The sequence below is a fragment of the Agrobacterium tumefaciens genome (assembly GCF_009649785.1).
GTDB lineage: Bacteria > Pseudomonadota > Alphaproteobacteria > Rhizobiales > Rhizobiaceae > Agrobacterium > Agrobacterium tumefaciens.
Map to the genome: position 1 here is coordinate 74,904 of NZ_WJOK01000003.1, position 23,027 is coordinate 97,930.

20 protein-coding genes are annotated in these 23,027 nt (G+C 58.8%); 14 read left to right on the top strand and 6 right to left on the bottom strand.

Annotated features, from left to right (window positions below; all coding sequences use genetic code 11):
* Positions 1–18: 18 nt before the first annotated feature.
* Genes GH784_RS04185 through GH784_RS04205 form a run of 5 tightly spaced genes read left to right on the top strand, consistent with a single transcriptional unit; the run spans position 19 to position 4,647 of the window.
* Entirely contained in the window at positions 19–972 is a 954-nt protein-coding gene (locus GH784_RS04185) for an ABC transporter substrate-binding protein (RefSeq protein ID WP_019566852.1), read from the top strand.
* The gene (locus GH784_RS04190) at positions 969–1,778 is read left to right on the top strand and encodes an ATP-binding cassette domain-containing protein (protein ID WP_013762213.1); all 810 of its coding nucleotides are present in this window, start codon (positions 969–971) and stop codon (positions 1,776–1,778) included. The genes GH784_RS04185 and GH784_RS04190 overlap by 4 nt, the downstream gene beginning before the upstream one ends.
* Positions 1,775–2,779 (top strand): ABC transporter permease, encoded by a 1,005-nt coding sequence (locus GH784_RS04195; protein ID WP_003518264.1) that lies wholly within the window; start codon positions 1,775–1,777, stop codon positions 2,777–2,779. The genes GH784_RS04190 and GH784_RS04195 overlap by 4 nt, the downstream gene beginning before the upstream one ends.
* A 4-nt stretch (positions 2,780–2,783) precedes the next feature.
* Positions 2,784–3,851, top strand: a complete 1,068-nt coding sequence (locus GH784_RS04200; protein ID WP_083211720.1) for a phosphotriesterase family protein — start codon at positions 2,784–2,786, stop codon at positions 3,849–3,851.
* Positions 3,852–3,876: 25 nt separating this feature from the next.
* The gene (locus tag GH784_RS04205) at positions 3,877–4,647 is read left to right on the top strand and encodes a glutamine amidotransferase (protein ID WP_026331026.1); all 771 of its coding nucleotides are present in this window, start codon (positions 3,877–3,879) and stop codon (positions 4,645–4,647) included.
* Between the two features lie 31 nt (positions 4,648–4,678).
* Here the strand turns inward: GH784_RS04205 and GH784_RS04210 are convergent, their stop codons facing one another.
* The gene (locus GH784_RS04210; RefSeq protein ID WP_065705739.1) at positions 4,679–5,575 is read right to left on the bottom strand and encodes a ribokinase; all 897 of its coding nucleotides are present in this window, start codon (positions 5,573–5,575) and stop codon (positions 4,679–4,681) included.
* A 24-nt stretch (positions 5,576–5,599) separates the two neighbouring features.
* On the opposite strand from GH784_RS04210, the gene GH784_RS04215 reads away from it, so the two are divergent.
* From GH784_RS04215 to nadE, 9 genes are all read left to right on the top strand, one after another.
* Entirely contained in the window at positions 5,600–6,442 is an 843-nt protein-coding gene (locus tag GH784_RS04215; RefSeq protein ID WP_065705741.1) for a BtpA/SgcQ family protein, read from the top strand.
* A gap of 19 nt (positions 6,443–6,461) precedes the next feature.
* Entirely contained in the window at positions 6,462–7,718 is a 1,257-nt protein-coding gene (locus GH784_RS04220) for a Zn-dependent hydrolase (RefSeq protein WP_065705830.1), read from the top strand.
* 262 nt (positions 7,719–7,980) lie between these two features.
* A complete protein-coding gene (locus GH784_RS04225; RefSeq protein WP_003518253.1) occupies positions 7,981–8,538 on the top strand; it encodes a fasciclin domain-containing protein in 558 nt (185 codons plus the stop codon).
* 338 nt (positions 8,539–8,876) lie between these two features.
* The gene (locus GH784_RS04230) at positions 8,877–11,666 is read left to right on the top strand and encodes a bifunctional aconitate hydratase 2/2-methylisocitrate dehydratase (protein WP_019566858.1); all 2,790 of its coding nucleotides are present in this window, start codon (positions 8,877–8,879) and stop codon (positions 11,664–11,666) included.
* A gap of 466 nt (positions 11,667–12,132) precedes the next feature.
* Positions 12,133–13,035 carry a hypothetical protein gene (locus tag GH784_RS04235; protein ID WP_233285234.1) on the top strand — a complete coding sequence of 301 codons (903 nt, stop codon included), beginning with the start codon at positions 12,133–12,135 and terminating at the stop codon, positions 13,033–13,035.
* Entirely contained in the window at positions 13,035–14,987 is a 1,953-nt protein-coding gene (gene asnB, locus GH784_RS04240; protein WP_065705743.1) for an asparagine synthase (glutamine-hydrolyzing), read from the top strand. The genes GH784_RS04235 and asnB overlap by 1 nt, the downstream gene beginning before the upstream one ends.
* On the top strand, positions 14,984–15,247 hold the full coding sequence (locus GH784_RS04245) for an acyl carrier protein (RefSeq protein ID WP_003518245.1): 264 nt from the start codon (positions 14,984–14,986) through the stop codon (positions 15,245–15,247). Before asnB ends, GH784_RS04245 begins: the two co-directional genes overlap by 4 nt.
* A gap of 18 nt (positions 15,248–15,265) precedes the next feature.
* Positions 15,266–16,798 (top strand): class I adenylate-forming enzyme family protein, encoded by a 1,533-nt coding sequence (locus GH784_RS04250; protein WP_065705746.1) that lies wholly within the window; start codon positions 15,266–15,268, stop codon positions 16,796–16,798.
* Positions 16,795–17,793 carry an NAD(+) synthase gene (gene nadE / locus GH784_RS04255; protein WP_065705748.1) on the top strand — a complete coding sequence of 333 codons (999 nt, stop codon included), beginning with the start codon at positions 16,795–16,797 and terminating at the stop codon, positions 17,791–17,793. Before GH784_RS04250 ends, nadE begins: the two co-directional genes overlap by 4 nt.
* A 164-nt stretch (positions 17,794–17,957) precedes the next feature.
* Here nadE and GH784_RS04260 read toward each other — a convergent pair whose 3' ends face one another.
* The 5 genes from GH784_RS04260 to GH784_RS04280 form a co-directional block, all read right to left on the bottom strand.
* On the bottom strand, positions 17,958–18,476 hold the full coding sequence (locus tag GH784_RS04260; protein WP_013762224.1) for a hypothetical protein: 519 nt from the start codon (positions 18,474–18,476) through the stop codon (positions 17,958–17,960).
* Positions 18,477–18,680: 204 nt separating this feature from the next.
* Positions 18,681–19,001: a hypothetical protein gene (locus GH784_RS04265; protein WP_236768969.1), complete on the bottom strand. Its 321-nt coding sequence runs from the start codon at positions 18,999–19,001 to the stop codon at positions 18,681–18,683.
* 236 nt (positions 19,002–19,237) lie between these two features.
* A complete protein-coding gene (locus GH784_RS04270) occupies positions 19,238–19,813 on the bottom strand; it encodes a sarcosine oxidase subunit gamma (RefSeq protein ID WP_065663424.1) in 576 nt (191 codons plus the stop codon).
* Entirely contained in the window at positions 19,806–22,730 is a 2,925-nt protein-coding gene (locus GH784_RS04275; RefSeq protein WP_065705752.1) for a sarcosine oxidase subunit alpha family protein, read from the bottom strand. Before GH784_RS04275 ends, GH784_RS04270 begins: the two co-directional genes overlap by 8 nt.
* The gene (locus GH784_RS04280) at positions 22,727–23,017 is read right to left on the bottom strand and encodes a sarcosine oxidase subunit delta (protein WP_003518230.1); all 291 of its coding nucleotides are present in this window, start codon (positions 23,015–23,017) and stop codon (positions 22,727–22,729) included. The genes GH784_RS04275 and GH784_RS04280 overlap by 4 nt, the downstream gene beginning before the upstream one ends.
* Between the last annotated feature and the right edge of the window lie 10 nt (positions 23,018–23,027).

A 23,027-nucleotide genomic window follows, 5' to 3' on the forward strand; every position in this document is an offset into this window, starting at 1 on the left:
AACAGAGGAAGAACGCAAATGACAATAATCAAACGCAGATATTTCTCCGCAGCCCTTGCCGCCACCGTTCTGGCCGGGGCGACGCTTTCCGCCGGCATTGCCGGTGCCGCGGAAAAGACGATAGCCCTCGTGCAGATCAACCAGCAGGCCATCTTTTTCAACGACATGAACAAGGGTGCGGAAAAGGCGGCAAAGGAAGCGGGCGTCAAGCTCGTCATCTTCAATGCCAATAACGATCCGGCAGCGCAAAACAGCGCCATCGAGACCTATATCCAGCAGAAGGTCGATGGGATTGCGGTCGTCGCCATCGATGTCAACGGCATCATGCCTGCGGTAAAGCAGGCCGCCGAAGCGAACATCCCAGTGGTCGCTATCGACGCAATATTGCCCGAAGGGCCTCAGAAGGCACAGATTGGCGTCGACAATGCCAAGGCTGGTGCCGACATGGGCAAGTTCTTCGTCGACTATGTGAAGTCAGACATGGGCGGCAAGGCCAAGATCGGCGTCGTCGGGGCCCTCAACTCTTTCATCCAGAATATCCGTCAGAAGGGCTTTGAGGACACGCTCAAGGATCAGCCCGGCATCACGGCGGCTGGCGTCGTTGACGGACAGAACGTGCAGGATACGGCTCTTTCCGCGGCGGAAAACCTCATAACTGGCAATCCGGATATGACCGCAATCTACGCAACGGGTGAACCGGCCCTTCTCGGCGCCGTCGCTGCCGTCGAAAGCCAGAGCAAGCAGAAGGACATCAAGGTCTTCGGCTGGGATCTGACCAAGCAGGCGATCGCTGGCATCGACGCCGGTTATGTCGCGGGTGTCATCCAGCAGGACCCGGCGGCCATGGGTGCTGCGGCCGTCAAGGCGCTGAAGACTGTTTCTGATGGTGGCAGTGTCGAAAAGACGATTGCCGTGCCCGTGACCATCGTTACCAAGGCCAATGTCGAGCCCTACCGGGCGGTCTTCAAATGATCGCCGGCGGACAGCACCCAACCGCTGTCACCGGCGCTGGGGGAGATATTCTCCCCCAGCATCTCTCCGGTGCGGCGCAAGAACCGCGCGTCTCGCTTCGCGGTATCGTAAAAACCTTCGGTTCACATCAGGCGCTGCGCGGCGTCGATCTCGACATCTATCCCGGTGAATGCCTGGGCCTTGTCGGTGACAACGCGGCTGGAAAATCGACGCTGACGAAGGTTATTTCCGGAACCTACATTCCGGATGAAGGATCCATTACGCTCGAGGGGGAAGAGGTCCGTTTCTCCGGTCCCGCCGATGCGCGCAATCGCAATATCGAGATGGTCTTTCAGGATTTGAGCCTCTGTGACCATATCGACGTGATCGGCAACCTGTTTCTTGGGCGCGAGATCACCAAGGGTCCGTTCCTCGACCGGCAGACGATGTTGGCCGAGGCCCGCAAGATGCTGGACGCGCTGGAAATCCGTATTCCAAGGTTGACGGCCAAGGTGGAAAAACTCTCCGGCGGACAGCGGCAGGCAATCGCAATCGCCCGTGCGGCGTCCTTCAATCCCAAGGTCCTGATCATGGACGAACCCACTTCGGCGCTTGCCGTGGCAGAGGTGGAGGCCGTTCTGGCGTTGATCAACCGGGTCAAGGCCAAGGGCGTGTCCGTCATCCTCATCACTCATCGTCTTCAGGATCTGTTCCGCGTGTGTGATCGCATCGCCGTCATGTACGAGGGAACGAAGGTCGCCGAACGGCAGATCAACGAAACCAGCCTCGAAGACCTCGTCAAACTGATCGTGGGAGGTCGCCATTGACCGTCTACACTGAACGCGCCAAGGGCTCACCCGTCGCCGATTTCATCGCCGAAAACGCGCAGGTCTTGTCCATAACGGCCTTTTTCATCGCCTGCATGCTGTTCTTTGCCGTAAGCACGGATACGTTCCTAACGGCAGGCAACCTGCTGAACGTCGTGCGTCAGGCCGCTCCCATCCTCATCGTTTCCGTAGCCATGACGCTTGTCATCATCACCGGCGGCATCGACCTGTCGGTCGGCTCCATGGTTGCGCTGATCAACGCCGTCGGTGCCATCCTCATGGCGGCGGGCTATCCCTGGCCTCTGGTGCTGGTCGCCATGCTCATGCTCGGCGCCGTGCTCGGTCTCTTGCAGGGCTGGTTCATTGCCTATCAGGGCATTCCGGCCTTCATCGTTACGCTCGCAGGCTTGTCCATCCTTCGAGGGGTCGCACTCTATATCACCCAAGGGTATTCGGTGCCTATTCCGGATGCGCCCGGCTTCTTTTTTCTCGGTCGCGGAGACCTGTTCGGTTTCCCGGTGCCGGCGCTGATCGGTATCCTCATCACTGTCGTGGCCTATGTGGTCATTTCGTCCACCCGCTACGGACGCCGGGTCGTGGCGGTAGGCTCCAATCTGGAGGCTGCCCGTCGTGTGGGTATGCCGGCAAAATGGATCCTTGCATCGGTCTATCTGGTGGCAGGCGTGGCATCCGCAATCGCTGGGCTGCTGATCGCTTCACGCCTCGGCTCGGGTTCCTCCAATGCTGCTGTCGGCTTTGAGCTGCAAGTCGTGGCAGCGGTTGTGCTTGGCGGTACATCGTTGATGGGCGGACGCGGAACCATTCTCGGCTCCGTGCTTGGCACCATGACCATTGCCGTGATCGGCAATGGGCTGATCCTGATGCATATTTCGCCCTTTTTCACACAGATTGTCACGGGCGCGATCATTCTTGCCGCTATCTGGCTGAACACACGCATCTTCACCACCAACTTCCGCTTGGGTTCCAGAAAAAAGGGTTGAGGCCATGGTGGATGAACTCTCGAAAGGCCATATTCGCTCCGGCAATTTCATGACGGTTGCCGGCCCCGTCCCGGTGGAAAAGCTCGGCGTGACGTTGATGCACGAGCATATTCTCAACGATTGCCGCTGCTGGTGGCACGCCCCGAAAACGCCGGAGCGGCAATATCTGGCAGAGGGCTTGGTCTGCCAGGAAATCCTCGGCGAACTTCGCCAGGATCCCTTCGTCAACAAGCACAACATCACGCTGGATGATGAGCCGCTTGCGATTAAAGAACTGCATGAATTCGCCGCTCAGGGCGGCCATACAGTGGTGGAGCCGACCTGCCAGGGTATCGGCAGAAATCCGCTTGCCCTCAGGCGGATATCCGAAGCGACCGGGCTCAACATCGTGATGGGGGCGGGTTATTATCTGGCCTCCTCCCATCCTGAGAAAGTGGCAGCGCTCAGCATCGACGATATCGCCAATGAAATCGTTCACGAGGCGCTTCAGGGCGTCGACGGAACTGGCGTGAAAATCGGTCTGATCGGAGAGATCGGTGTGTCCTCGGACTTCACCCCCGAGGAGCAAAAATCGCTGCGGGGTGCGGCGAGGGCGCAGGCCCGTACAGGTTTGCCCCTCATGGTGCATCTTCCGGGCTGGTTAAGGCTGGGTCATAGGGTTCTCGATGTAGTCGAGCAGGAAGGCGCGGATGTCAGTCACACCGTTCTGTGTCACATGAACCCGTCGCATGATGACCTTGGCTATCAGGGAGAACTTGCCGGCCGCGGTGCCTTCATCGAATACGACATGATCGGCATGGATTTCTTCTATGCCGATCAGCAGGTCCAATGCCCGAGTGACGACGAAGCGGCCAAAGCCATCGTCCAGCTGGTGGAGCGCGGATATCTGGACCGCATTCTGCTTTCCCACGATGTTTTCCTGAAGATGATGCTGACGCGGTATGGCGGCAATGGTTACGCCTATATCCTCAAGCATTTCCTGCCGCGATTGAAGCGGCATGGTCTGGATGACCTCACCTTGCAAACCCTCATGCGGGATAACCCGCGCTCGGTCTTCCAGGCGAAGACGTGACGAACCTATAGAAATGGAACGAAACATGACAAAGAAGATACTTCTCGTGGGCGAAAGCTGGGTCAGCTCCGCCACTCACTACAAGGGCTTCGACCAATTCGGCAGCGTCACCTTTCACTTGGGCGCGGAACCTCTGGTAAAGGCGCTCGAAGGTAGTGAATACGAGCTGACCTACCTGACGGCGCATGATGCTGTCGAGAAACTTCCCTTCGATATGGCGGGGCTGGATGCGTATGACGCGATCATCCTCTCTGACATCGGTGCCAATTCGCTGCTTTTGCCGCCTGCGGTTTGGCTGCACTCGAAAACCGTTCCAAACCGTCTGAAGCTTCTCAAGGCATGGGTCGAAAAGGGTGGCGGCCTGCTGATGGTTGGCGGATATTTCTCGTTCCAGGGTATCGATGGCAAGGCCCGGTGGCGTCGCACCCCCGTGGAAGATACGCTTCCCGTGACCTGCCTGCCATGGGATGACCGCGTTGAAATTCCGGAAGGATCGACGGCCGACATTCTGATGCCGGATCATCCCACCGTTGCGGGTCTTTCCGGCGAATGGCCGCTTCTCCTCGGTGTCAATGAGGTAGAGGTGCGCGAGCGCGCGGATGTGGACGTGGTCGCCCGCCTGCCTGCGGAGCAGGGCGGTCATCCGCTTCTGGTCACCGGCGTTTTTGGAAAGGGTCGGACAGCGGCGTGGACATCCGACATTGGTCCGCACTGGCTCTCTCCCGCCTTCTGCGAATGGCAGGGCTACGGCCGTTTGTGGAAAAACATTCTGGGCTGGCTGACAGAAGCTCGCTGAGCGCGGCGGCATGTATCGGTGGAGAGGATCGTCAGTTGGACAAAATATCCGCGAGCTCAAGGATATCGGGAAAGGCTGAAAGCGTGCCCCGACGACTGACGGTCAGCGCAGATGCCTTTGCGCCATGCCTCAACGCCCGTTCATCCACACTGACGTTTCTCAACGCGGCGGAGGCCAGCGTGACGGCCATGAAGCAATCGCCAGCACCCGTCGTGTCGACAACGCCAGTTTTTTCGGCGGGCACGGTCAGGTATTGGTTTGTCGTGCCGAGCATCGAGCCCTCGCCGCCAAGGGTGAGGATGACCTGGCGGACACCGGCTGAAATGAGCAATTTTATCGCTGTCGAGCCGGTATCCCCGGTCAGGGCTGCCGCTTCGCCGCGGTTGAGGAAAGCGATGTCCGTGAGCGGCCAGAGACTTTCAAACCAGGGTTGGAGAGGTGACGGATTGAATGCGGTGATCATTCCCGTTGCCTTTGCCTGCGACAGTGCGAGACGGGTGGTTGTTTCACCCAGATTGCCTTGCACGACGAGAAGGTCGCCGGGGCTGGCTGTACCAAGGGTTCCGGCCACGTCTTCCGGGTTCAGGGATTGTGCGCAGGCAGTGGTCGTGACGATGCTGTTTTCACCATCGGGCGTATTGAAGATGATGGAGAGATCGCTGGTCTGCCCATCCATGCCAATGAGGTCGGCGGTCAGAGGTTCGGTTGCAAGGCGGGCGCGGATGGTCGCAGACCTGTCATCTGTACCTACAGCAGCAGTCAATGTGGTATCGAGCCCGCATCGGGCCATGACAATGGCTTGATTGCAGCCTTTTCCGCCAAGATCGCGGAAGGCCTGCCGGCCAAAAATCGAAGCCCCGGCTTCCGGCAGGGCGGAAACGGAATAGGTTTCGTCGAGCGCGATATTGCCGATGACGAAGGCACGCATGAAAAACTTTCGAGAGGACAAGGCATGCAGATCATATCCGACAATAGGGCGAACGCCATCCAGGAAATCTTTGGTCGTGACAAGGCCTTGATCGGTATGGTGCATTGCCCGCCGTTTCCCGGAGCACCACGGTATCGTGGCGCGGCCATGGATGCCATCTACGACGTCTGCATGCGCGATGCCGAGGCTTTGATCGAAGGCGGTATGCATGGTCTTCTCATTGAAAACCATGGCGATATTCCCTTTTCCAAGCCGGAGGATATCGGTCATGAGACACCTGCCTTCATGAGCGTGGTGACTGACCGGGTCGCGCGGGCGACTGGCGTTCCGCTCGGTATCAACGTGCTTGCCAATGCGCCGATCCCGGCTTTCGCCATTGCCATGGCGGGCGGAGCGAAATTCATCCGCGTCAACCAGTGGGCCAATGCCTATGTCGCCAACGAGGGTTTCATGGAAGGGCGTGCGGCGGAAGCGATGCGTTATCGATCCCTGCTCAGGGCCGAGCACATAAAGGTTTTCGCCGACAGCCACGTCAAGCACGGCGCGCATGCGATCACGGGTGATCGTAGCATCGATGAGCTGACCCGCGACCTTGCCTTTTTTGATGCGGATGCGGTGATCGCTACTGGCCAGCGAACCGGTAACAGCGCAACGATGGCGGAAATCGAAGAGATCGGGCAGGCCACACATCTTCCGCTTCTGGTCGGTTCTGGTGTTGGGGAAGCCAATATCGTTGAAATCCTGAAGCGCACCAGCGGTGTCATCGTCGCTTCGTCGCTAAAACAGGGCGGTGTCTGGTGGAACCCTGTCGAGCCTGCCCGTGTGCGATCGTTTGTTGAGGCGGCGCAGCCAGGGCTTTCGGGTTGAGGGCAAACGGGAAATGATGATGACGCAAACTCTTTCGATCAACGGGCAGCGACTTATCGATCGACTCGACCGGTTTGCGCAAATAGGCGCGACGGCAAAGGGTGGCGTAAACCGCCAGGCCTTGACCGACCTCGACCGGCAGGCGCGGCAATTGCTGACGGAGCTAGCGCTGCAGCGCGGCTTCAAAGTCTTTCAGGACCCGATTGCCAATCTGTTCATTCGCCGCGAGGGGCGTAACCCGGATCTGTCGCCGCTGCTTATCGGAAGTCATCTCGACAGTCAGCCTGCAGGCGGTCGTTTTGACGGTGCGCTCGGCACGCTCGCAGCTTTTGAGGTTCTGGAAACACTCGAAGATTGCGGGGTGGAAACCGAGCGGCCGGTGGAGGTCGTGTCGTTCACGAATGAAGAGGGCTGCCGCTTCGCGCCGGGCTGCATGGGCTCCATGGCTTTTGCCGCCGGTTCAATTCCAAGCGCCTGGGAGACCATGCGCGCGACTGACGGTGCGCTTTTCGCAGATGAACTCTCCGCCACGCTGGAAAGTCTCCCGGTTGCCGTGATGCGGCCTCTGGGCACGCCGGTTTTCGCTTATCTCGAGGTCCATATCGAGCAAGGCCCTTCATTGGAAAAAGAGGGCTTACCGATCGGCATCGTCACCGGCATACAGGGAACGCGCTGGCTGGAGGTGATTATCGAAGGGCAGACCGCCCACGCTGGAACAACGGCGCTGCAATATCGGCACGACCCCATGCAAGCCACGGTCAACGCGCTTGCTGAACTCTATCGCGACATCATGCCAGCCGATCCGGCCGCGCGCTTCACGATTGGCCGAATGGTCCTTGAACCCGGCGCGGTGAACGCGATCCCGGCAACGGTGCGCTTCACGATCGATTTTAGACACCCTTCGCCGACAACAATCGGCGTCATGGAGCAGACAATCCGCATGGCTATCCAGCAGGCAGCGGCGGACACAGGCTGCTCGGCGACTATTTCGCAGATTTTCGACATGCCGCCGGCAAGTTTTCCGGATGAATTACTTGCCGTATTGGATCAGGCCGCACAAGAGCGGGACTTTGCAACAAAGAGAATGCTCTCCGGCGCATTCCACGATGCGCTTTTTATGAACCGCGTCGCGCCATCGGCCATGATTTTCGTGCCCTGCCGGGATGGTCTCAGTCACAATGAGGCTGAATATGTGGAGCAGGAGCATAGTATTGCGGGTGGCAACATGCTCTTGGCTTCGCTTCTCCAGCTGCTAGCGCCGACTGCAGCGTTGTAAATCGAATGTTTGCGGGGAGCTTTCGCCCCTTGTTAGGGTTGCTCCGTTTGCAGATCACTGCGCGCTGGCCGATCGCGAGTGTAATTCGGCTGAGAAAAAGCCGAGATGAATCAGCGCTGTAGCAAGTGATCGTATGAAACTGCCTTTTGCTTGAAACTTTCCTCCTGTCGCTCTCGTCACTTGTGCTGTTCCCCGAGACGGGAACGATAGGCCTTCAGAGGCGCGCTTCCGCGCCGAGGCGATTAGGGAAGAGGAATATTCAATGTTCAAGTCCGCAATCCGTACGCTCGCCCTTGCGACGGCAATCTCGACTCTTGCTTCGGGTGCCTTTGCTGAAAATCCAAAGGTCGGCGGTGCAGCAATGTACGAAAACAAGAACATCATCGAGAATGCCGTCAACTCGAAGGATCACACCACGCTGGTCGCCGCCGTCAAGGCTGCCGGTCTCGTAGAAACCCTACAGGGCAAGGGGCCGTTCACGGTCTTTGCTCCGACCAATGAGGCCTTTGCCAAATTGCCGAAGGGTACAGTCGAAACTCTGCTTAAGCCGGAAAACAAGGCGCAGCTGACCAAGATCCTGACCTGTCATGTCGTGGCGGCCGATGCCATGTCCAGCGCCATCGAGAAGATGATCAAGGATGACAACGGCACCCATGATGTGAAGACGGTCGGCGGCTGCATCCTCAAGGCGAAGGAAAGCATGGGCAAAATCACCCTGACCGACGAAGCGGGTGGTGTTGCGCATGTGACGATCGCCGATGTCAAGCAGTCGAACGGCGTCATTCATGTCATCGACAAGGTTCTGCTTCCGAAGATGTGATTGCTCTTATCTTCTGCATGCCTGATCCGGCCACCTCCTCGGTGGCCGGATTTTTTTGTGCTCGACGTTGCTTCTATCGGTGACGCAATGGTTTGCCGGCATCGCGTACGGCAGGCCGCGGGGAGGAATGCCGGGCGCATCCCTGGGGGCACGACGGCAGACGGTATGCCTGCCCGCATGTTCTCCTGTTCCGTTATCGAAAACAGAAACAGAGTGCGCTATCTTGCCTTCCGGCCCTGGTTGACGTACTCGAAATCGATAGGACCCTGGGCCGATTAACAATAGTGTTTCGTGGCGCTGCGTTTCGGCGCCATACACCTCATGACGTTGGGATTGCGATGAACCTTTACTTGGATTACCTGGCTGAGATCGAAAGCAGAAAAACTCAAGGGCTCGCTCCCAAGCCGATCGACGATGGCGGATTAACCGGCGAAATCATTGCCTTGATCAGGGATACCGGTAGCGAATATCGCGCGGATGCCCTCAAATTCTTCATTTACAACACCTTGCCAGGCACCACGAGCGCTGCCGGCGTCAAGGCGGCCTTTCTGAAGCAGATCATTCTGGGCGAAACTGTCGTTCCGGAGATCACGCCCACTTTCGCCCTTGAACTGCTGTCGCATATGAAGGGTGGCCCCTCCATCGAAGCGCTGCTCGACATCGCCCTTGGCGATGATGCCGGGCTTGCCCAGCAGGCAGGCGAAGTGCTGAAGACGCAGGTGTTCCTCTATGACGCCGACATGTTCCGGCTGCGTGATGCGTTCAAGGCGGGCAATACCGTCGCGAAGGGCGTTCTTGAGAGCTATGCCAAGGCTGAGTTCTTTACCAAGCTCCCCGATGTCGAGGATGAGATCAAGGTCGTGACCTTCATCGCCGCCGAAGGCGATATCTCTACCGATCTTCTGTCCCCTGGCAACCAGGCGCATTCGCGCTCCGACCGGCAGCTGCACGGCCAGTGTATGATCACGCCGGAAGCGCAGGCGGAAATCGTCGCGCTACAGAAGCAGCATCCCGACAAGCGGGTGATGATGATCGCCGAAAAGGGCACGATGGGCGTCGGCTCGTCGCGCATGTCGGGCGTCAACAACGTGGCGCTGTGGACCGGCAAGCAGGCCAGCCCCTATGTGCCCTTCGTCAACTTCGCCCCGATCGTTGCCGGCACCAACGGCATTTCGCCGATCTTCGCCACCACTGTCGACGTCACGGGCGGCATCGGCATCAACCTGAAGAACTGGGTGAAGAAACTCGGCGAAGACGGCAAGCCCATCCTCAACAATGACGGCAATCCGGTTCTGGAGCAGAAATATTCGGTTGAGACCGGCACCGTTTTGAAGATCGACGCCAAGAACTACAAGCTTCGTGACGAGAACGGCACGGAACTGGTCGATCTCTCATCCTCCTTCACACCGCAGAAGATGGAATTCATGAAGGCGGGCAGCTCCTATGCCATCGTCTTCGGCAAGAAGCTCCAGACGTTTGCGGCTGAAACGCTTGGCGTCGAGGCCACCCCGGTCTTTGCGCCCAACAAGGAAATTTCCATCGAAGGCCAGGGCCTCACCGCCGTGGAGAAGATCTTCAACCGCAACGCCGTTGGCGTCACGCCCGGCAAGGTGCTGCATGCCGGCTCCGACGTGCGCGTGAAGGTCAACATCGTCGGCTCGCAGGACACGACCGGTCTGATGACGGCGCAGGAACTTGAGGCGATGGCGGCAACCGTCATTTCGCCGCTGGTGGATGGTGCGTACCAGTCGGGTTGCCACACGGCCTCCGTCTGGGACAAGAAGGCGCAGGCGAACATTCCGAAGCTCATGTCCTTCATGAACAACTTCGGCGTCATCACTGCCCGCGACCCCAAGGGCGTCTATCATTCGATGACGGACGTGATCCACAAGGTGCTGAACGACATCACCGTGGACGACTGGGCGATCATCATCGGCGGCGACAGCCACACCCGCATGTCCAAGGGCGTGGCCTTCGGTGCCGACTCGGGCACTGTGGCGCTGGCACTGGCGACGGGCGAGGCGACCATGCCGATCCCGCAATCCGTCAAGGTCACCTTTAAGGGCAAGATGCAGCCGCATATGGACTTCCGCGATGTTGTCCATGCGACGCAGGCGCAGATGCTGAAGCAGCATGGCGACAACGTTTTCCAGGGCCGCATCATCGAAGTCCATATCGGCACGCTGCTCGCTGACCAGGCCTTCACCTTTACCGACTGGACGGCCGAGATGAAGGCCAAGGCGTCGATCTGTATCTCTGAAGACGAGACGCTGATCGAGTCGCTGGAAATCGCCAAGTCGCGTATCCAGATCATGATCGACAAGGGCATGGATAATGCCGCCCAGACACTGAAGGGCCTGATCGCCAAGGCAGATCAGCGTATTGCCGAAATCCGCTCGGGCGAAAAGCCCGCTCTGGCCCCTGACGACAATGCGAAATATTTCGCTGAAGTCGTCGTGGATCTGGACGTGATCGACGAACCGATGATCGCCGACCCCGACGTCAACAACACCGATGTCTCCCGGCGCTACACCCATGACACGATCCGTCCGGTGTCCTATTACGGCGGCACCAAGAAGGTCGATCTGGGCTTCGTCGGTTCGTGCATGGTGCATAAGGGCGACATAAAGATCGTCGCCCAGATGCTGAAGAACATCGAGAAGGCCGAAGGCAAGGTCGAGTTCAAGGCGCCGCTCGTGGTCGCGGCACCGACCTATAACATCATCGACGAGCTGAAGGCGGAAGGGGATTGGGAAATCCTGCAGAAGTATTCCGGCTTCGAGTTCGATGATCTCAAGCCGAAGACTGCCAACCGGACGGAATACGAGAACATCCTCTATCTGGAGCGCCCGGGCTGCAACCTTTGCATGGGCAACCAGGAGAAGGCGGAGAAGGGTGATACTGTTCTGGCAACCTCGACCCGTCTCTTCCAGGGCCGCGTTGTTGAGGACACTGCCGAGAAGAAGGGTGAATCGCTGCTGGCCTCGACCCCTGTCGTGGTACTGTCGGCAATCCTTGGCCGCACACCGAGCGCTGAGGAATACAAGGCCGCCGTGGTAGGTATCGATCTGACCAAGTTCGCACCGCCGAAAGCTGCGCCAATCGATTCCCTGTCTGTCCAATACTAAAGTATTTCCGGGCGTAGAACTTTACGTCCGGAAAAACGTTTGAAACCAAAGATATAGAGCGCGTCCACCGAATTTAGTTGAAACCGGACGCGCTCTAGGGTTGAAATTACCCGTCAAATTATTGGCAAAACGCCACAATCACGCGAAAAAACGCCGGCACATAACTTCTGATTAATACGCCTGCGGCAGAATAGGAATGATAATTACTTTCGATTAAATATCTATCCGGCAAGAAGCGGCGAGTATGTCTGAAATACGCTCATTTATTGCGGACGATCTCGTGTCCGTGGCTGACATGTTTCACCGTTTTTTGCGGAAGAAAGATGGGGCCGCGACAGATGATCTGACCTCATATTTGCGCGCCGTCTTTCTCGAAAATTCAAACATAAATCCGGATATTCACTCCAAGGTCTATGTGCGCGACGATGGGCGCGTGTCTGGATTTCTGGGTGTTTTGCCCGTGGCAATGGAACTTAATGGCCGGAACATACAGGCCGCTGTCTGCTCTTCCTTTGTCGCTGAAGACCGTGAGACCGATCCCTTTGCCGGAGCGCGTTTGCTGCGCGAAGTTTTGGGTGGACCTCAGGAGCTGACATTTGGGGAGACGATCAACGACGTTTCCGCCGATATGTGGAAGACGATGCGCGGCCAGCTGCTCGCCTCCTACAGTCTCGATTGGCTGCGGATTTTACGCCCGGCTTCATTCGGGCTGGAAATAGCCGCTGATCGTTTCTCCAGCACTTTCCGCGCGCTGACGCCGTTCAGCAAGATCATCGACCGCACCATTTCGGCGCGTGGCCATGGGCGAGCATTATCCTATTACGCATCACATCCGGACAAGGTGGACAGCTTTACCGACGACGACGCGAGCGATACCGAATTCGCGCGTCTGGCACGGGAACTCGTCGGCCACTTTCCGCTCCATCCCGTTTGGACCGAGGAAAGCCTGTTGCACATGCTCCAACACGCCAAACGCAAACGTCTGCACGGCGAACCAGTCCAGCGGATTGTGAGGGCCCGCGGCGGTAGAGCGGTGGGGCTTTTTCTTTACCACGGCAATCCAACGGGCATCGGCCGGACGCTGCAGATCATGGCCGTACCCGGGCAGGAGCAGATCGTGATCGACCGGCTGATCCGCAATGCCTATGATCGTGGTCTCGCGGCCATCAGAGGTCGCACCCAGCCGGCACTGCTGCGGGCGATGCTCGGCAAGAAATGCACGTTTCTGCATGCGTCATCCACCATCGTGCATTCGCGCAATGCGGACCTCCTCAAGGCAGCGACGGATGGGACGGCATTTTTCAACGGCTTTTGCGGTGAAAGCTGGACGCGCCTCATCGGTGACAGCTTTGGTCAGGCGGTCGAGTAATGTGCGGAATTGCCGGATTTTATCGACACGACATGCCGGCCGAGCGCGCAAACGAGCGCCTTGCGCTGATGGCGTCGCGTCTTAAGCATCGTGGTCCAGATGCGCATGGAGCCCTGCTGCGCGGCGATGTCGGCCTTGCCCACGCACGGCTGGCGATTGTGGGCATTGCCGATGGCGCGCAGCCGATGCGCACCGTCGAAGACGATCTTGCCATTTCCTTCAACGGCGAAATCTTCAATCACGTCGAACTGCGCGAAACGCTGTCCGCACGCGGCCACCATTTCCGCACCCACTCCGACACCGAAGTCATCCTGCATGACTATCGAGACAAGGGGCTGGATTGCCTCAACGAATTCAACGGCGATTTTGCCTTCGCCCTGCACGACGCCCGCAACGACACGCTGGTGCTTGCGCGTGACCGGATGGGTGTCCGGCCGCTTTATTATACGTGGCATGAAGGTACGTTTTATTTCGCATCCGAGATCGGGGCCCTTCTGGCGTTGCCGGGAATGACGGCCGAGATCGATCCGGTAGCGCTGGATCAGATATTCACCTTCTGGTTCCCGTTGCCGCCGCGCACCGCCTTTCGCGGCATTCACGAATTGCCGCCCGGTCATCTGATGATCCTGCGCGATGGCGCGTCCACGGTACGGCGCTGGTGGCAGCTTTCCTATCCTGACGGCAAGGACGCAGCACCGCCGGCAAGCCTTGGCGCGCAGGTGGAAGAGCTGACGGCGCTTCTGGCCGACGCAACGCGGATCAGGCTTCGCGCCGATGTGCCTGTCGGCTCCTATCTGTCCGGCGGGCTCGATTCCTCCCTCGTTTCTGCCCTGGCTGCGCAAAGCGTTAGCCGAGGCCTGCGCACATTTTCGCTGGCCTTCGAAAGTGCGGAGCACGACGAAAGTATCTGGCAGAAAACAATGAGCCAGCATCTTGGCGTCGCATCCGAAACCACGGAGTGCTCAACTGCGGACATAGCGCAATACATGCCTGAGGTCATGGAGCACGTGCAGACGCCCATTCTTCGCACAGCACCGGTGCCGCTTTACCTGCTTTCCCGGCATGTGCGCGAACGGGGCATGAAGGTGGTGCTGACCGGTGAAGGTGCTGATGAGCTGTTCGCTGGCTACGATATTTTCCGCGAAGCGCGGGTACGGCGCTTTTGCAGCCGCCAGCCGCAATCGGCTCGCCGGCCGAAACTGTTCCAGCGGCTTTATCCCTACCTTCCGGGGCTGAAACAGCAGACGCCGGATTATCTGGCACGCTTCTTCTCCTTCGGCGCAGAAGCCACCGACGAGCCGCTGTTTTCCCATCGGCCGCGCTTGCGCTCGACGGCGGCGGCGAAAATCTTCTTTTCAGCGGAATTGAAAGCGCAGCTTGGCGACTACGACGCTGCGGCCGATCTTGCCGCGCAGTTGCCGGAGGATTTCCGCCGCTGGCATCCGCTTCATCAGGCGCAGTACCTCGAGACAGCATTTCTCTTGCCCGGCTATATTCTGTCCAGTCAGGGAGACCGGGTCATGATGGCAAATGGAGTGGAAGGCCGGTTTCCGTTCCTCGATCCCCGTGTGGTGGACTTTGCCGCAGCGCTCCATCCCGAGGCGAAACTGCGCGGTCTGAAGGAAAAATATATCCTCAAACAGGCGGCAGCCGAGCTGGTGCCCGATTCAATATTAAACCGACCCAAGCAGCCCTATCGCGCGCCCGACGCAGAAGCCTTCGCGGATGCCGGCTATCTCGAAACCGTACTTTCCACCGGTCAAGTGAGGACCACCGGCCTGTTCCATGCCCAGGCGGTGGAAAAGCTGACGACAAAGGTGCGGCAAAAACAGGCGACCGGCTTTCGCGACAACGCCGCCTTCGTCGGCATACTCTCGACCCAGCTTCTGCACGCTGCCACGACCCATAATTCCACAATGTCATCGCAAAAAATCGAAGGAAGCTCCAAATGACCAATGAAAGCACCGGCATGAAAGCCGAAATTCGCGGTTTCATCATCGAAAACTTTCTGTTCGGTGACGAAAGCCGGCCGTTTGGCGATGATCTTTCGTTGATCGACAATGACATGGTCGATTCCACGGGAATTCTCGAATTGGTGAGCTTCATCGAGGAACGCTATGGCGTCCGCGTTGCCGACGGCGATATCGTACCGGCCAATCTCGATACGATCGACAACATCGCCGCCTTCATCGGTCGCAAGCAGACCGCCTGAAATTTCGGGAAGCGCCAATTGCGTATCGACCACTACCTGCATCGAAGTGCGGAGCGCCATGCCGGCAAGACGGCGCTGGTGGCCGGTGAGACGCGCCTGAGTTACGGCGAACTCAAGACGATGAGCGAGGCTTTCGCCACTGCTCTGATAGCGCGAGGCGCAAACCCGGGAGACCGTGTCGTTCTTGTGCTGGACAATGGCTGGCGCATGGCGGTTGCGGTTTTCGGTTGCTGGATGGCGGGCGCTGTTGCCTGCCCTATCAACCCATCGTCCAAGGCCGCACGCCTTTCGCAAATTCTGGACAGTTGTACGCCCTTTGCCGTGGTTGCCGAGGCCCGGCTGGAAAAGGTCGTTTCGGATGCGGCCGGTTCTTCTCCGTTGTTGCGCATCGTTTCCGGCGCGCCGAACCCAACGGCCGATAGTGTCGATTTTGACGCGATGCTCGAGGAACCGATAGGCGCGCTGCCGCAAAACCTGCTCGATACCGATCTGGCAGTAATCATCTATACATCTGGCTCCACCGGCGAGCCAAAGGGCGTGATGCTGGCACATGATAACATGGATGCGGCCGTCCGTTCGATTACCTTTTATCTCGGCAATAGGCCGGAAGATATTCTGCTCGGAGTATTGCCGCTTTCGTTCGGATATGGCCTGAACCAGCTGCTTTCCAGCGTTTTCGTCGGCGGCACGCTGGTGATCGAGAAATCCTTCGCCTATCCGCATCTGATTTTCGAGCGTATCCGCGACGAGCGGATAACGGGCTTCGCGCTGGTGCCGACCATGCTGTCCATCATGATGCAGACGCGCGATCTGCCGCCGGCGCTGTTTGAAAGCCTGCGCTACGTCACCGCTGCCGCTGCACCCCTATCGCCCACCCATAGCGACTGGCTGCGGACCTTTCTGCCGCATGTGCACCTGTTTTGCATGTATGGCCAGACGGAGTGTACCCGTATCAGCTTTCTGCCGCCGGAAGACCTCGACAGGAAACGCGGTTCTGTCGGCATCGCCATTCCGGGCACTGCCATCGCCGTGGTGAACGAGGACGGAGACAGCCTGTTGCCCGCAGAGGTCGGCGAACTCGTGGTCAGCGGGCCGCACGTCATGCGTGGTTATTGGCGCAACGAGGCTGCCACAGCGCGCGCGCTGCGCGTTGATGCCGCAACGGGCCGGACGCGTCTTCACACCGGCGACCTGTTTACCTGCGATGCCGAGGGTTATCTCACCTTCGTTGCCCGCAAGGACGATATCATCAAGTCGCGTGGCGAAAAGGTTGCGCCGCAGGCGGTCGAGGCCGTTCTGCAAGCCATGCCGGGCGTCTCGGACGCATTGGTCGTCGGCGTTGCGCATGAGGTTTTCGGTCAGGCGGTGAAGGCGATCGTGATCGCATCCGACGAGGCGATCACCGCAAAAGACGTCATGCGCTACTGCGCTCTGCACCTCGAAACCCACATGGTGCCAACACTGGTTGAATTTCGCGATTTCCTGCCGACGACGGATACCGGCAAGGTCAGTCGCCGCCTCGCTGCTCAAGATACGGAGAACAATCGATGACGAACAATGCACAGAGCCTGCCTTTCTCGCCGCTTGAACTTGATGCGGCGGCGGAGGTAGAGCGTATCGCCGAAAAAATCCGCCAGTCGCTTCGTTTCAACCTGCGCAAGCGTGGGCTGGTGCTCGGCATTTCCGGCGGTATCGATTCCAGCGTCTGCGCCGCACTTGCCGTTCACGCGCTCGGGGCAGCAAATGTTATTGGCCTGTTCATGCCGGAAAACGATTCCGACCCGGAAAGCCTGCGCTTGGGGCAGGCTTTGGCGACGAAGCTGGGTATGGACTGCGTGCTGGAAGATATCGGCCCTTCGCTTGCCGCCATGGGTTGTTATGAAAGGCGCGATGGCTTCATCCGCGAGGTTGTTCCTGAATACGGGCCGGGCTGGGCCTCCAAGATCGTCTTCGACAACGCCATGAGCACCGGCGCCTATAATATTTCCTCGCTGGTCGTCCGTTCGCCATCGGGCGAAACGCGCAAGGTTCGTCTCTCCGCAAAAGCCTATCTCGGCATCGTTGCGGCGACGAATATGAAGCAGCGCACGCGCAAGCAGTTCGAATATTATCACGCCGACCGCCTGAACTTCGCGGTGCTCGGAACCCCGAACCGGCTGGAGTACGACCAGGGCTTCTTCGTCAAGAACGGCGACGGCGCTGCCGACATCAAGCCGATCGCCCATCTTTACAAATCACAGGTCTATCAACTCGCGGCCCATCTCGGCGTCCCGCAGGAAATCCGCTCCCGCCCGCCGACAACGGATACCTATTCCATGCCGCAGACGCAGGAAGAGTTCTATTTCGCGCTTCCTTACGACAAGATGGATATCTGCCTCTACGGTCTGGAACACGGCGTGCCTGCAACCGAGATCGCCACGGCGACCGGGTTGACGGAGGACAATGTCCGGTTCGTCTGGACCGATATCGCCGCCAAGCGAAAGGTTGCGCACTATCTGCACCACGCCCCTATCCATTTCCATGAGGGCGCTCAGGCGAAATCCTGAGATTGTTCCAAGCGGCGCCGGCCTGGGCGATCAGGCTGGCGTATGAAACAAACCTCGATATGAATATGTAGCCGCCCGCCAGCAGAAGAGCTGCGAAAGCGGTATGCGGGCGGTAATTACATTTGTTAGTCAAGCCGTTAGGATTGGCAGTGCTTCGCCACCATTCAGTCCGCTGCGAATTCGCACGCCAACAGGGTCTTGTCGCCAAGTGCCGCACCTTCGCGCGCCACAATGGAGACTTTTCCCGGTCCAGCCAGACCTTCAGGCGGCTGCTGGTCCTGCGGAAGCTGCCGGGCATAACCCTTGCTCGATGTACCCATCAGGTCTGAAGTTTCCGGTTTCAAATCATATTTCGCTGCCAGAGCATCGGCACGCTGGCCCTTGATCAAAACACCGACTGCACCATTGGCGAAGAAGACTTCGTCACTCTCAAACCCATCGCGGCCGATCTGGTTCGGAAGCTTATAGATAGCCGCACCCAAAGATGATGTGTCGGCCTTTGCAAGTTTTTCGGCGGCATCATAAATTTCGGTCGCCGATGTCATCGAATAGGGCGGATTGCACAGGGCCGCATCATAGAATGCGGGATCGATTTCGGCAGCCAAAGCGCTACCGGCATGAAGCGCAGTAATGGCTACGGACATTACGACGGTGCCGCGAAGGAAAGGTGTGAATGCAAACATTGGCGTCCCTTAGAATTTGCCCGTCGTGCGTTTGAAGAGATTGCGTCAGGCTTTGCCATTCCTTGGAGCACCATAATTCACGCCCTGTCGATATACGCGAAGCGTTTTCCCCAGCTCGCCAGAACAAAACTCGTCATCCGACCGCAAGGAAAGCGGGGCGGAAGACGGCATTTCCATAGTGGGAATGAAAATGCTCTGTTGTTGCTAGCCTGGCCGATTCAATACAGTTTGGCCGGCTTGGTGTTTGACAATCTGCAGCATGGGCTGCCCGCCCATTTCGGCGGATTCAAACCGGGCAAGAAGGTCGAATGAGGTTACGGCTTCGCCCGCCTTGAAGCATTTTCCGTGGACGGCGAGATGTCCAAGCCCAAATACGGCAAGAAGAGCCTCCGTTTGGTTATCCGACGACGTGTCGAAGAGCAAATTCGCTTGGCCGAAATGCTCGAGACCGGTAGTCCAGGCTCTGGTCGCGCCGTCGTCAAAATAGAGTGTTGCCGAAAAATATTGAACATTGTCGCTTGTCACTACGATAACCTCATATTTCCGCTGCACTAGTCCGGCCGTTTTCACAGGCGGCGATAGCCCATCTAGTCGATTTTTGCGACAATATGATTTGCGCCGTCGTCAGAGCGATTATTCACTGATGGCTCAGAACGGTAACCGTTCGAGATGATCCCGATGCGCCCATGTCAACACGACACAGTTCGCCCGTACACGTCGACGATTGGCAAAAAACGGTCTGGTGGCTTTGCAGTCCGGCTTTATGCGGCAGCGCCAAGAAGTTCCGCCTGACGACGGATCGCAGTCTCGATCACATGCCACAGTGTTTCCGCAGCGGAGCGCATGCCGAGGATGGCAAGGCGGTCCGGCGCGCGCCGGATGACGAAAACGCTCATATGTTCCATGCCTGTGCGCGTGGCGGCCCCTTGCCCGAATACCGAGGGATCGAGGTTCACCAGCTTCTGCATGAGCGCGACAATCGGCGCCTCGCCTGCGTCGCTCTCGATTTCGAAGGCGACGAAGCCATCGGTCTGTTCAGTCACGGAACAGGAAGGGCAAAGGCTCGCGAGTTCTGCGGCGAAATCCGTTTCGGCCCGGTCTGCGGCCTCAATCAGCCATTGGCCCGGCCCCGTCCAAAAAGCTGAAACCGTGCCTTGCTGGACCCATTTTCCGGGACCCGGCAAGGTGAGGTCAAAAGGCACCGGTTCTTTGACGTTGCGGCGCAGGCTGAGCGATGCGAGGGCAAGCCCCGAATTTTCCTCAAGTCGCAGCGTGCCATGGCGGGCGCGCCGCGAAGTTTGCGCGCCGAGTGCGGTTGTCGGCTTCAAATCAGGCACGGAGTCTCTCTCCCTCAGGGTCGATGAAATGGGGCGAGACCACACGCAATTCGACCGACTGTCCCTGCAAGGGGTTGGCCGCGACGACGATCTCTCCGATACGGTTTGCACCATCGGCAAGGAAACCAAGACCGATGCTGAAACCGAGGTTGGGCGAATAGCAGGCGGATGTGATCCAGCCTTGATCGGTCTCGGTATTCTGGCTGGCGCCGCGGGTAAACAGATGTGAACCTGACACCACAGGGTCCGTTGCCGCAAGCGGCTGCAGGCCGACGAGCACCCGGCTTTCGCCGACAAGCCCTTCGCGGCGAGTCATGACGGTACCAATCGCGTCTTTCTTGGCCGAAACCATCCTGCCCATGCCCAGCATCTGCGCCGTCGTCTGGCCGTTCAACTCGTTTCCGGCAGCATGGCCTTTTTCGATACGCATGACACCAAGCGCTTCCGTCCCGTAGGCGGTGGCTCCAAAATCCGCACCGATCTCCATCAGCCGGGACATCAGGGCATTACCGTAACGGGCGGGGACTGCAATCTCGTAAGCAAGTTCCCCTGAAAACGAGATCCGGAACAGCCGTGCTCGCAATCCCGCGCAAACCGTCAGTTCGGCGCAGGCCATGAAGGGAAAGGCTGCGTTGGAAAGGTCGAAACCATCGACAATGCGTTCGATAAGGCGGCGGGCGTTCGGACCGGCGACTGCGAGCTGTGCCCAGGCATCCGTTGCCGAGATCAATTGCACATCCAATTCCGGCCACAGGCATTGGCGGGCGAATTCCATGTGACGATAGACCGGGCCGGCCTGGGCCGTGGTCGTGGTGACGATATAATGATCCTCACGCAGACGGGCACAGGTGCCGTCATCATAGGCGTGGCCGTCTTCCCGCAGCATCAGGCCGTAACGGACCATGCCGACCTTGAGGCTCTTCATTGCATTGCAGTAGAGACGGTCGAGAAATTCAGCCGCATCGGCGCCCTGAACATCCACCTTGCCAAGCGTCGTCACATCGCAGATGCCGACGCCCTTTCGGGTGGCCAGAACCTCGCGGTCGACGGATTGCCGCCAATGGGTCTCCCCGGCTTGAGGGAAATATTGGGCACGCATCCATTGACCGACTTCGACGAAAACGGCGCCATGCGCTTCAGCCCAGGCATGGCTGGGTGTCAGGCGGCGCGGACGGAAATGTGCGCCGGTGTCGCCGCCGCCGAGTACCGCCATCGAAACCGGCGTATAGGGAGGGCGAAAAATCGTCGTACCCGTATCCGGTATCGATTTGCCCGTCAGTTCGGACATGATCGCCAATGCGGTGGCATTCGATGTCTTGCCCTGGTCAGTTGCCATACCAAGCGTTGTCCAGCGCTTGAGATGCTCGATGGGCCGCATGTTTTCCTGATGGGCGAGCTTGATGTCCTTGACCGTGACGTCGTTCTGAAAATCGACCCAGGCGCGCCCTTTCCCCGGCACATGCCACAGGGGCTTGATGCCGATTTGCGTATCCTCGGCCTCCGGCAGGGCTGGCCTGGATGCGGCGATCCCCATTTGCTCCAGAGCCGTTATGGCAGCGGATGCACCGGAGATCAGCGCCGCCCCCGTGCTGCCTTTGCCGGCCGCGGCCCCTGAAACGAGCATATGCGAGGGTACGTCACCGGGCAGGAATGCCTGTAGCCCGTCATCCCATAACGGGCGACCGCGCTGGTGCGATGTAAGATGAACATTGGGGTTCCAGCCCCCGGAGATACCAAGCGCACCGCAATCGATGGTTTCGTCATAGCCATCCTTGCGGACATCGATGGAAACCAACCCCAGCCTGCCTTTGCTGCCGGTAACTGTCGCCCCCGCAATCAGGCGGTATTCCGCAAGCGCCCGCGCATCCGGGCGCGGATCGATGACTGCGGCGATCTCGACACCTTTCGCAGCCAGGTCGACAGCGGTCCGATGGCCGTCATCGTTATTGGTGAAGATTGCGACCCTGCCTGCCGGACTGACTGCCCAGCGATTGGCATAGGCACGCAGCGAACCGGCAAGCATGATCCCCGGCCGGTCGTTATTTTTAAACGGGATATGCCTCTCTGTCGCCCCGGCGGCAAGCACCGTGCGCTTTGCAGTGATGCGCCAGAGGGACTGGCGTACGCCCTTAGGTGCGGCAAGATGGTCGGAAACCCGCTCGACCGCACCGAATATGCCATGGTCGAATGAGCCGAAAACCGTGGTGCGGCGCATGACGCGCAGGTTCGGCAGGGTTGAAAACTCCGCCTCTAGCGTTCCGATCCAGTCGGTTGCAGGGGCGCCGTCGAGCAGGTGGCTCTCTGCAAGCAGGCGACCTCCGAGGCGATTGTCCTCGTCCGCCAGAATAACCTTGGCACCGGCACGCGCCGCGGTCAGGGCAGCAGCCAGACCGGCCGCTCCGGCGCCGATGACCAGCAGATCGCAGTGAAGGAACCCCTTGTCGTAACTGTCGGGGTCCGGTTTCATCGACAGGCTTCCAAGTCCCGCAGCCTTGCGAATGGCGGGCTCATAGAGCTTTTCCCAGAACGCCTTCGGCCACATGAACGTTTTGTAGTAAAAGCCTGCGGTCAGGAAATCGGCAAACAGATCATTGATCGCAAGGGCATCGAAAGACAGGGACGGCCAGCGGTTCTGGCTTTTCGCCTCCAACCCGTCGAACAGTTCGACCGTCGTGGCGCGGGTATTCGGCTCCAGCCGCGATCCCGTGCGCAATTCGACCAGCGCATTCGGCTCTTCTGAGCCGGCAGAGATCACGCCTCTGGGGCGATGATATTTGAAGCTGCGCCCCATCAGGCGGACATCGTTTGCCAGAAGTGCCGAGGCGAGCGTGTCGCCGGGATGCCCCTGATAATTCTTTCCATCGAAGGTGAAATGCAGCACCTTGCTGCGGTCGATCAAGCCGTCCTTCAGTCTCATGCTTCATCTGCCTTCTGACGGAGCGCCACCTCGTTTGCGAGTTCCGCTCCGAGGATTTCATGGGTGACGGTGTTTCGCGTGACCACGAGCCAGCTGCGATCACCCTGTTCGTGAAACCACAGTTCCCGATGCAGGCCGGCGGGATTGTCACGCAGATAGACATAATCGTTGAAGTCTTTCGCAGCGCTCTCGGCCATTCCGTCCGGTCGACGCAACAGGGCGGCATCGCCGAGATAGGTGAATTCCTGAGCGTCGCGCGGCCCGAGCAGTGGGTGAGGGATCAGCATTGTTCAAGCC

Bases quoted from the DNA above. Each gene is read 5' to 3' on its own strand.
- GH784_RS04185 (WP_019566852.1), top strand. From the start codon at position 19: ATGACAATAATCAAACGCAGATATTTCTCCGCAGCCCTTGCCGCCACC.
- GH784_RS04190 (WP_013762213.1), top strand. From the start codon at position 969: ATGATCGCCGGCGGACAGCACCCAACCGCTGTCACCGGCGCTGGGGGA.
- GH784_RS04200 (WP_083211720.1), top strand. From the start codon at position 2,784: ATGGTGGATGAACTCTCGAAAGGCCATATTCGCTCCGGCAATTTCATG.
- GH784_RS04205 (WP_026331026.1), top strand. From the start codon at position 3,877: ATGACAAAGAAGATACTTCTCGTGGGCGAAAGCTGGGTCAGCTCCGCC.
- GH784_RS04210 (WP_065705739.1), bottom strand. From the start codon at position 5,575: ATGCGTGCCTTCGTCATCGGCAATATCGCGCTCGACGAAACCTATTCC.
- GH784_RS04215 (WP_065705741.1), top strand. From the start codon at position 5,600: ATGCAGATCATATCCGACAATAGGGCGAACGCCATCCAGGAAATCTTT.
- GH784_RS04220 (WP_065705830.1), top strand. From the start codon at position 6,462: ATGACGCAAACTCTTTCGATCAACGGGCAGCGACTTATCGATCGACTC.
- GH784_RS04225 (WP_003518253.1), top strand. From the start codon at position 7,981: ATGTTCAAGTCCGCAATCCGTACGCTCGCCCTTGCGACGGCAATCTCG.
- GH784_RS04230 (WP_019566858.1), top strand. From the start codon at position 8,877: ATGAACCTTTACTTGGATTACCTGGCTGAGATCGAAAGCAGAAAAACT.
- GH784_RS04235 (WP_233285234.1), top strand. From the start codon at position 12,133: ATGGAACTTAATGGCCGGAACATACAGGCCGCTGTCTGCTCTTCCTTT.
- asnB (WP_065705743.1), top strand. From the start codon at position 13,035: ATGTGCGGAATTGCCGGATTTTATCGACACGACATGCCGGCCGAGCGC.
- GH784_RS04245 (WP_003518245.1), top strand. From the start codon at position 14,984: ATGACCAATGAAAGCACCGGCATGAAAGCCGAAATTCGCGGTTTCATC.
- nadE (WP_065705748.1), top strand. From the start codon at position 16,795: ATGACGAACAATGCACAGAGCCTGCCTTTCTCGCCGCTTGAACTTGAT.
- GH784_RS04260 (WP_013762224.1), bottom strand. From the start codon at position 18,476: ATGTTTGCATTCACACCTTTCCTTCGCGGCACCGTCGTAATGTCCGTA.
- GH784_RS04275 (WP_065705752.1), bottom strand. From the start codon at position 22,730: ATGAGACTGAAGGACGGCTTGATCGACCGCAGCAAGGTGCTGCATTTC.
- GH784_RS04280 (WP_003518230.1), bottom strand. From the start codon at position 23,017: ATGCTGATCCCTCACCCACTGCTCGGGCCGCGCGACGCTCAGGAATTC.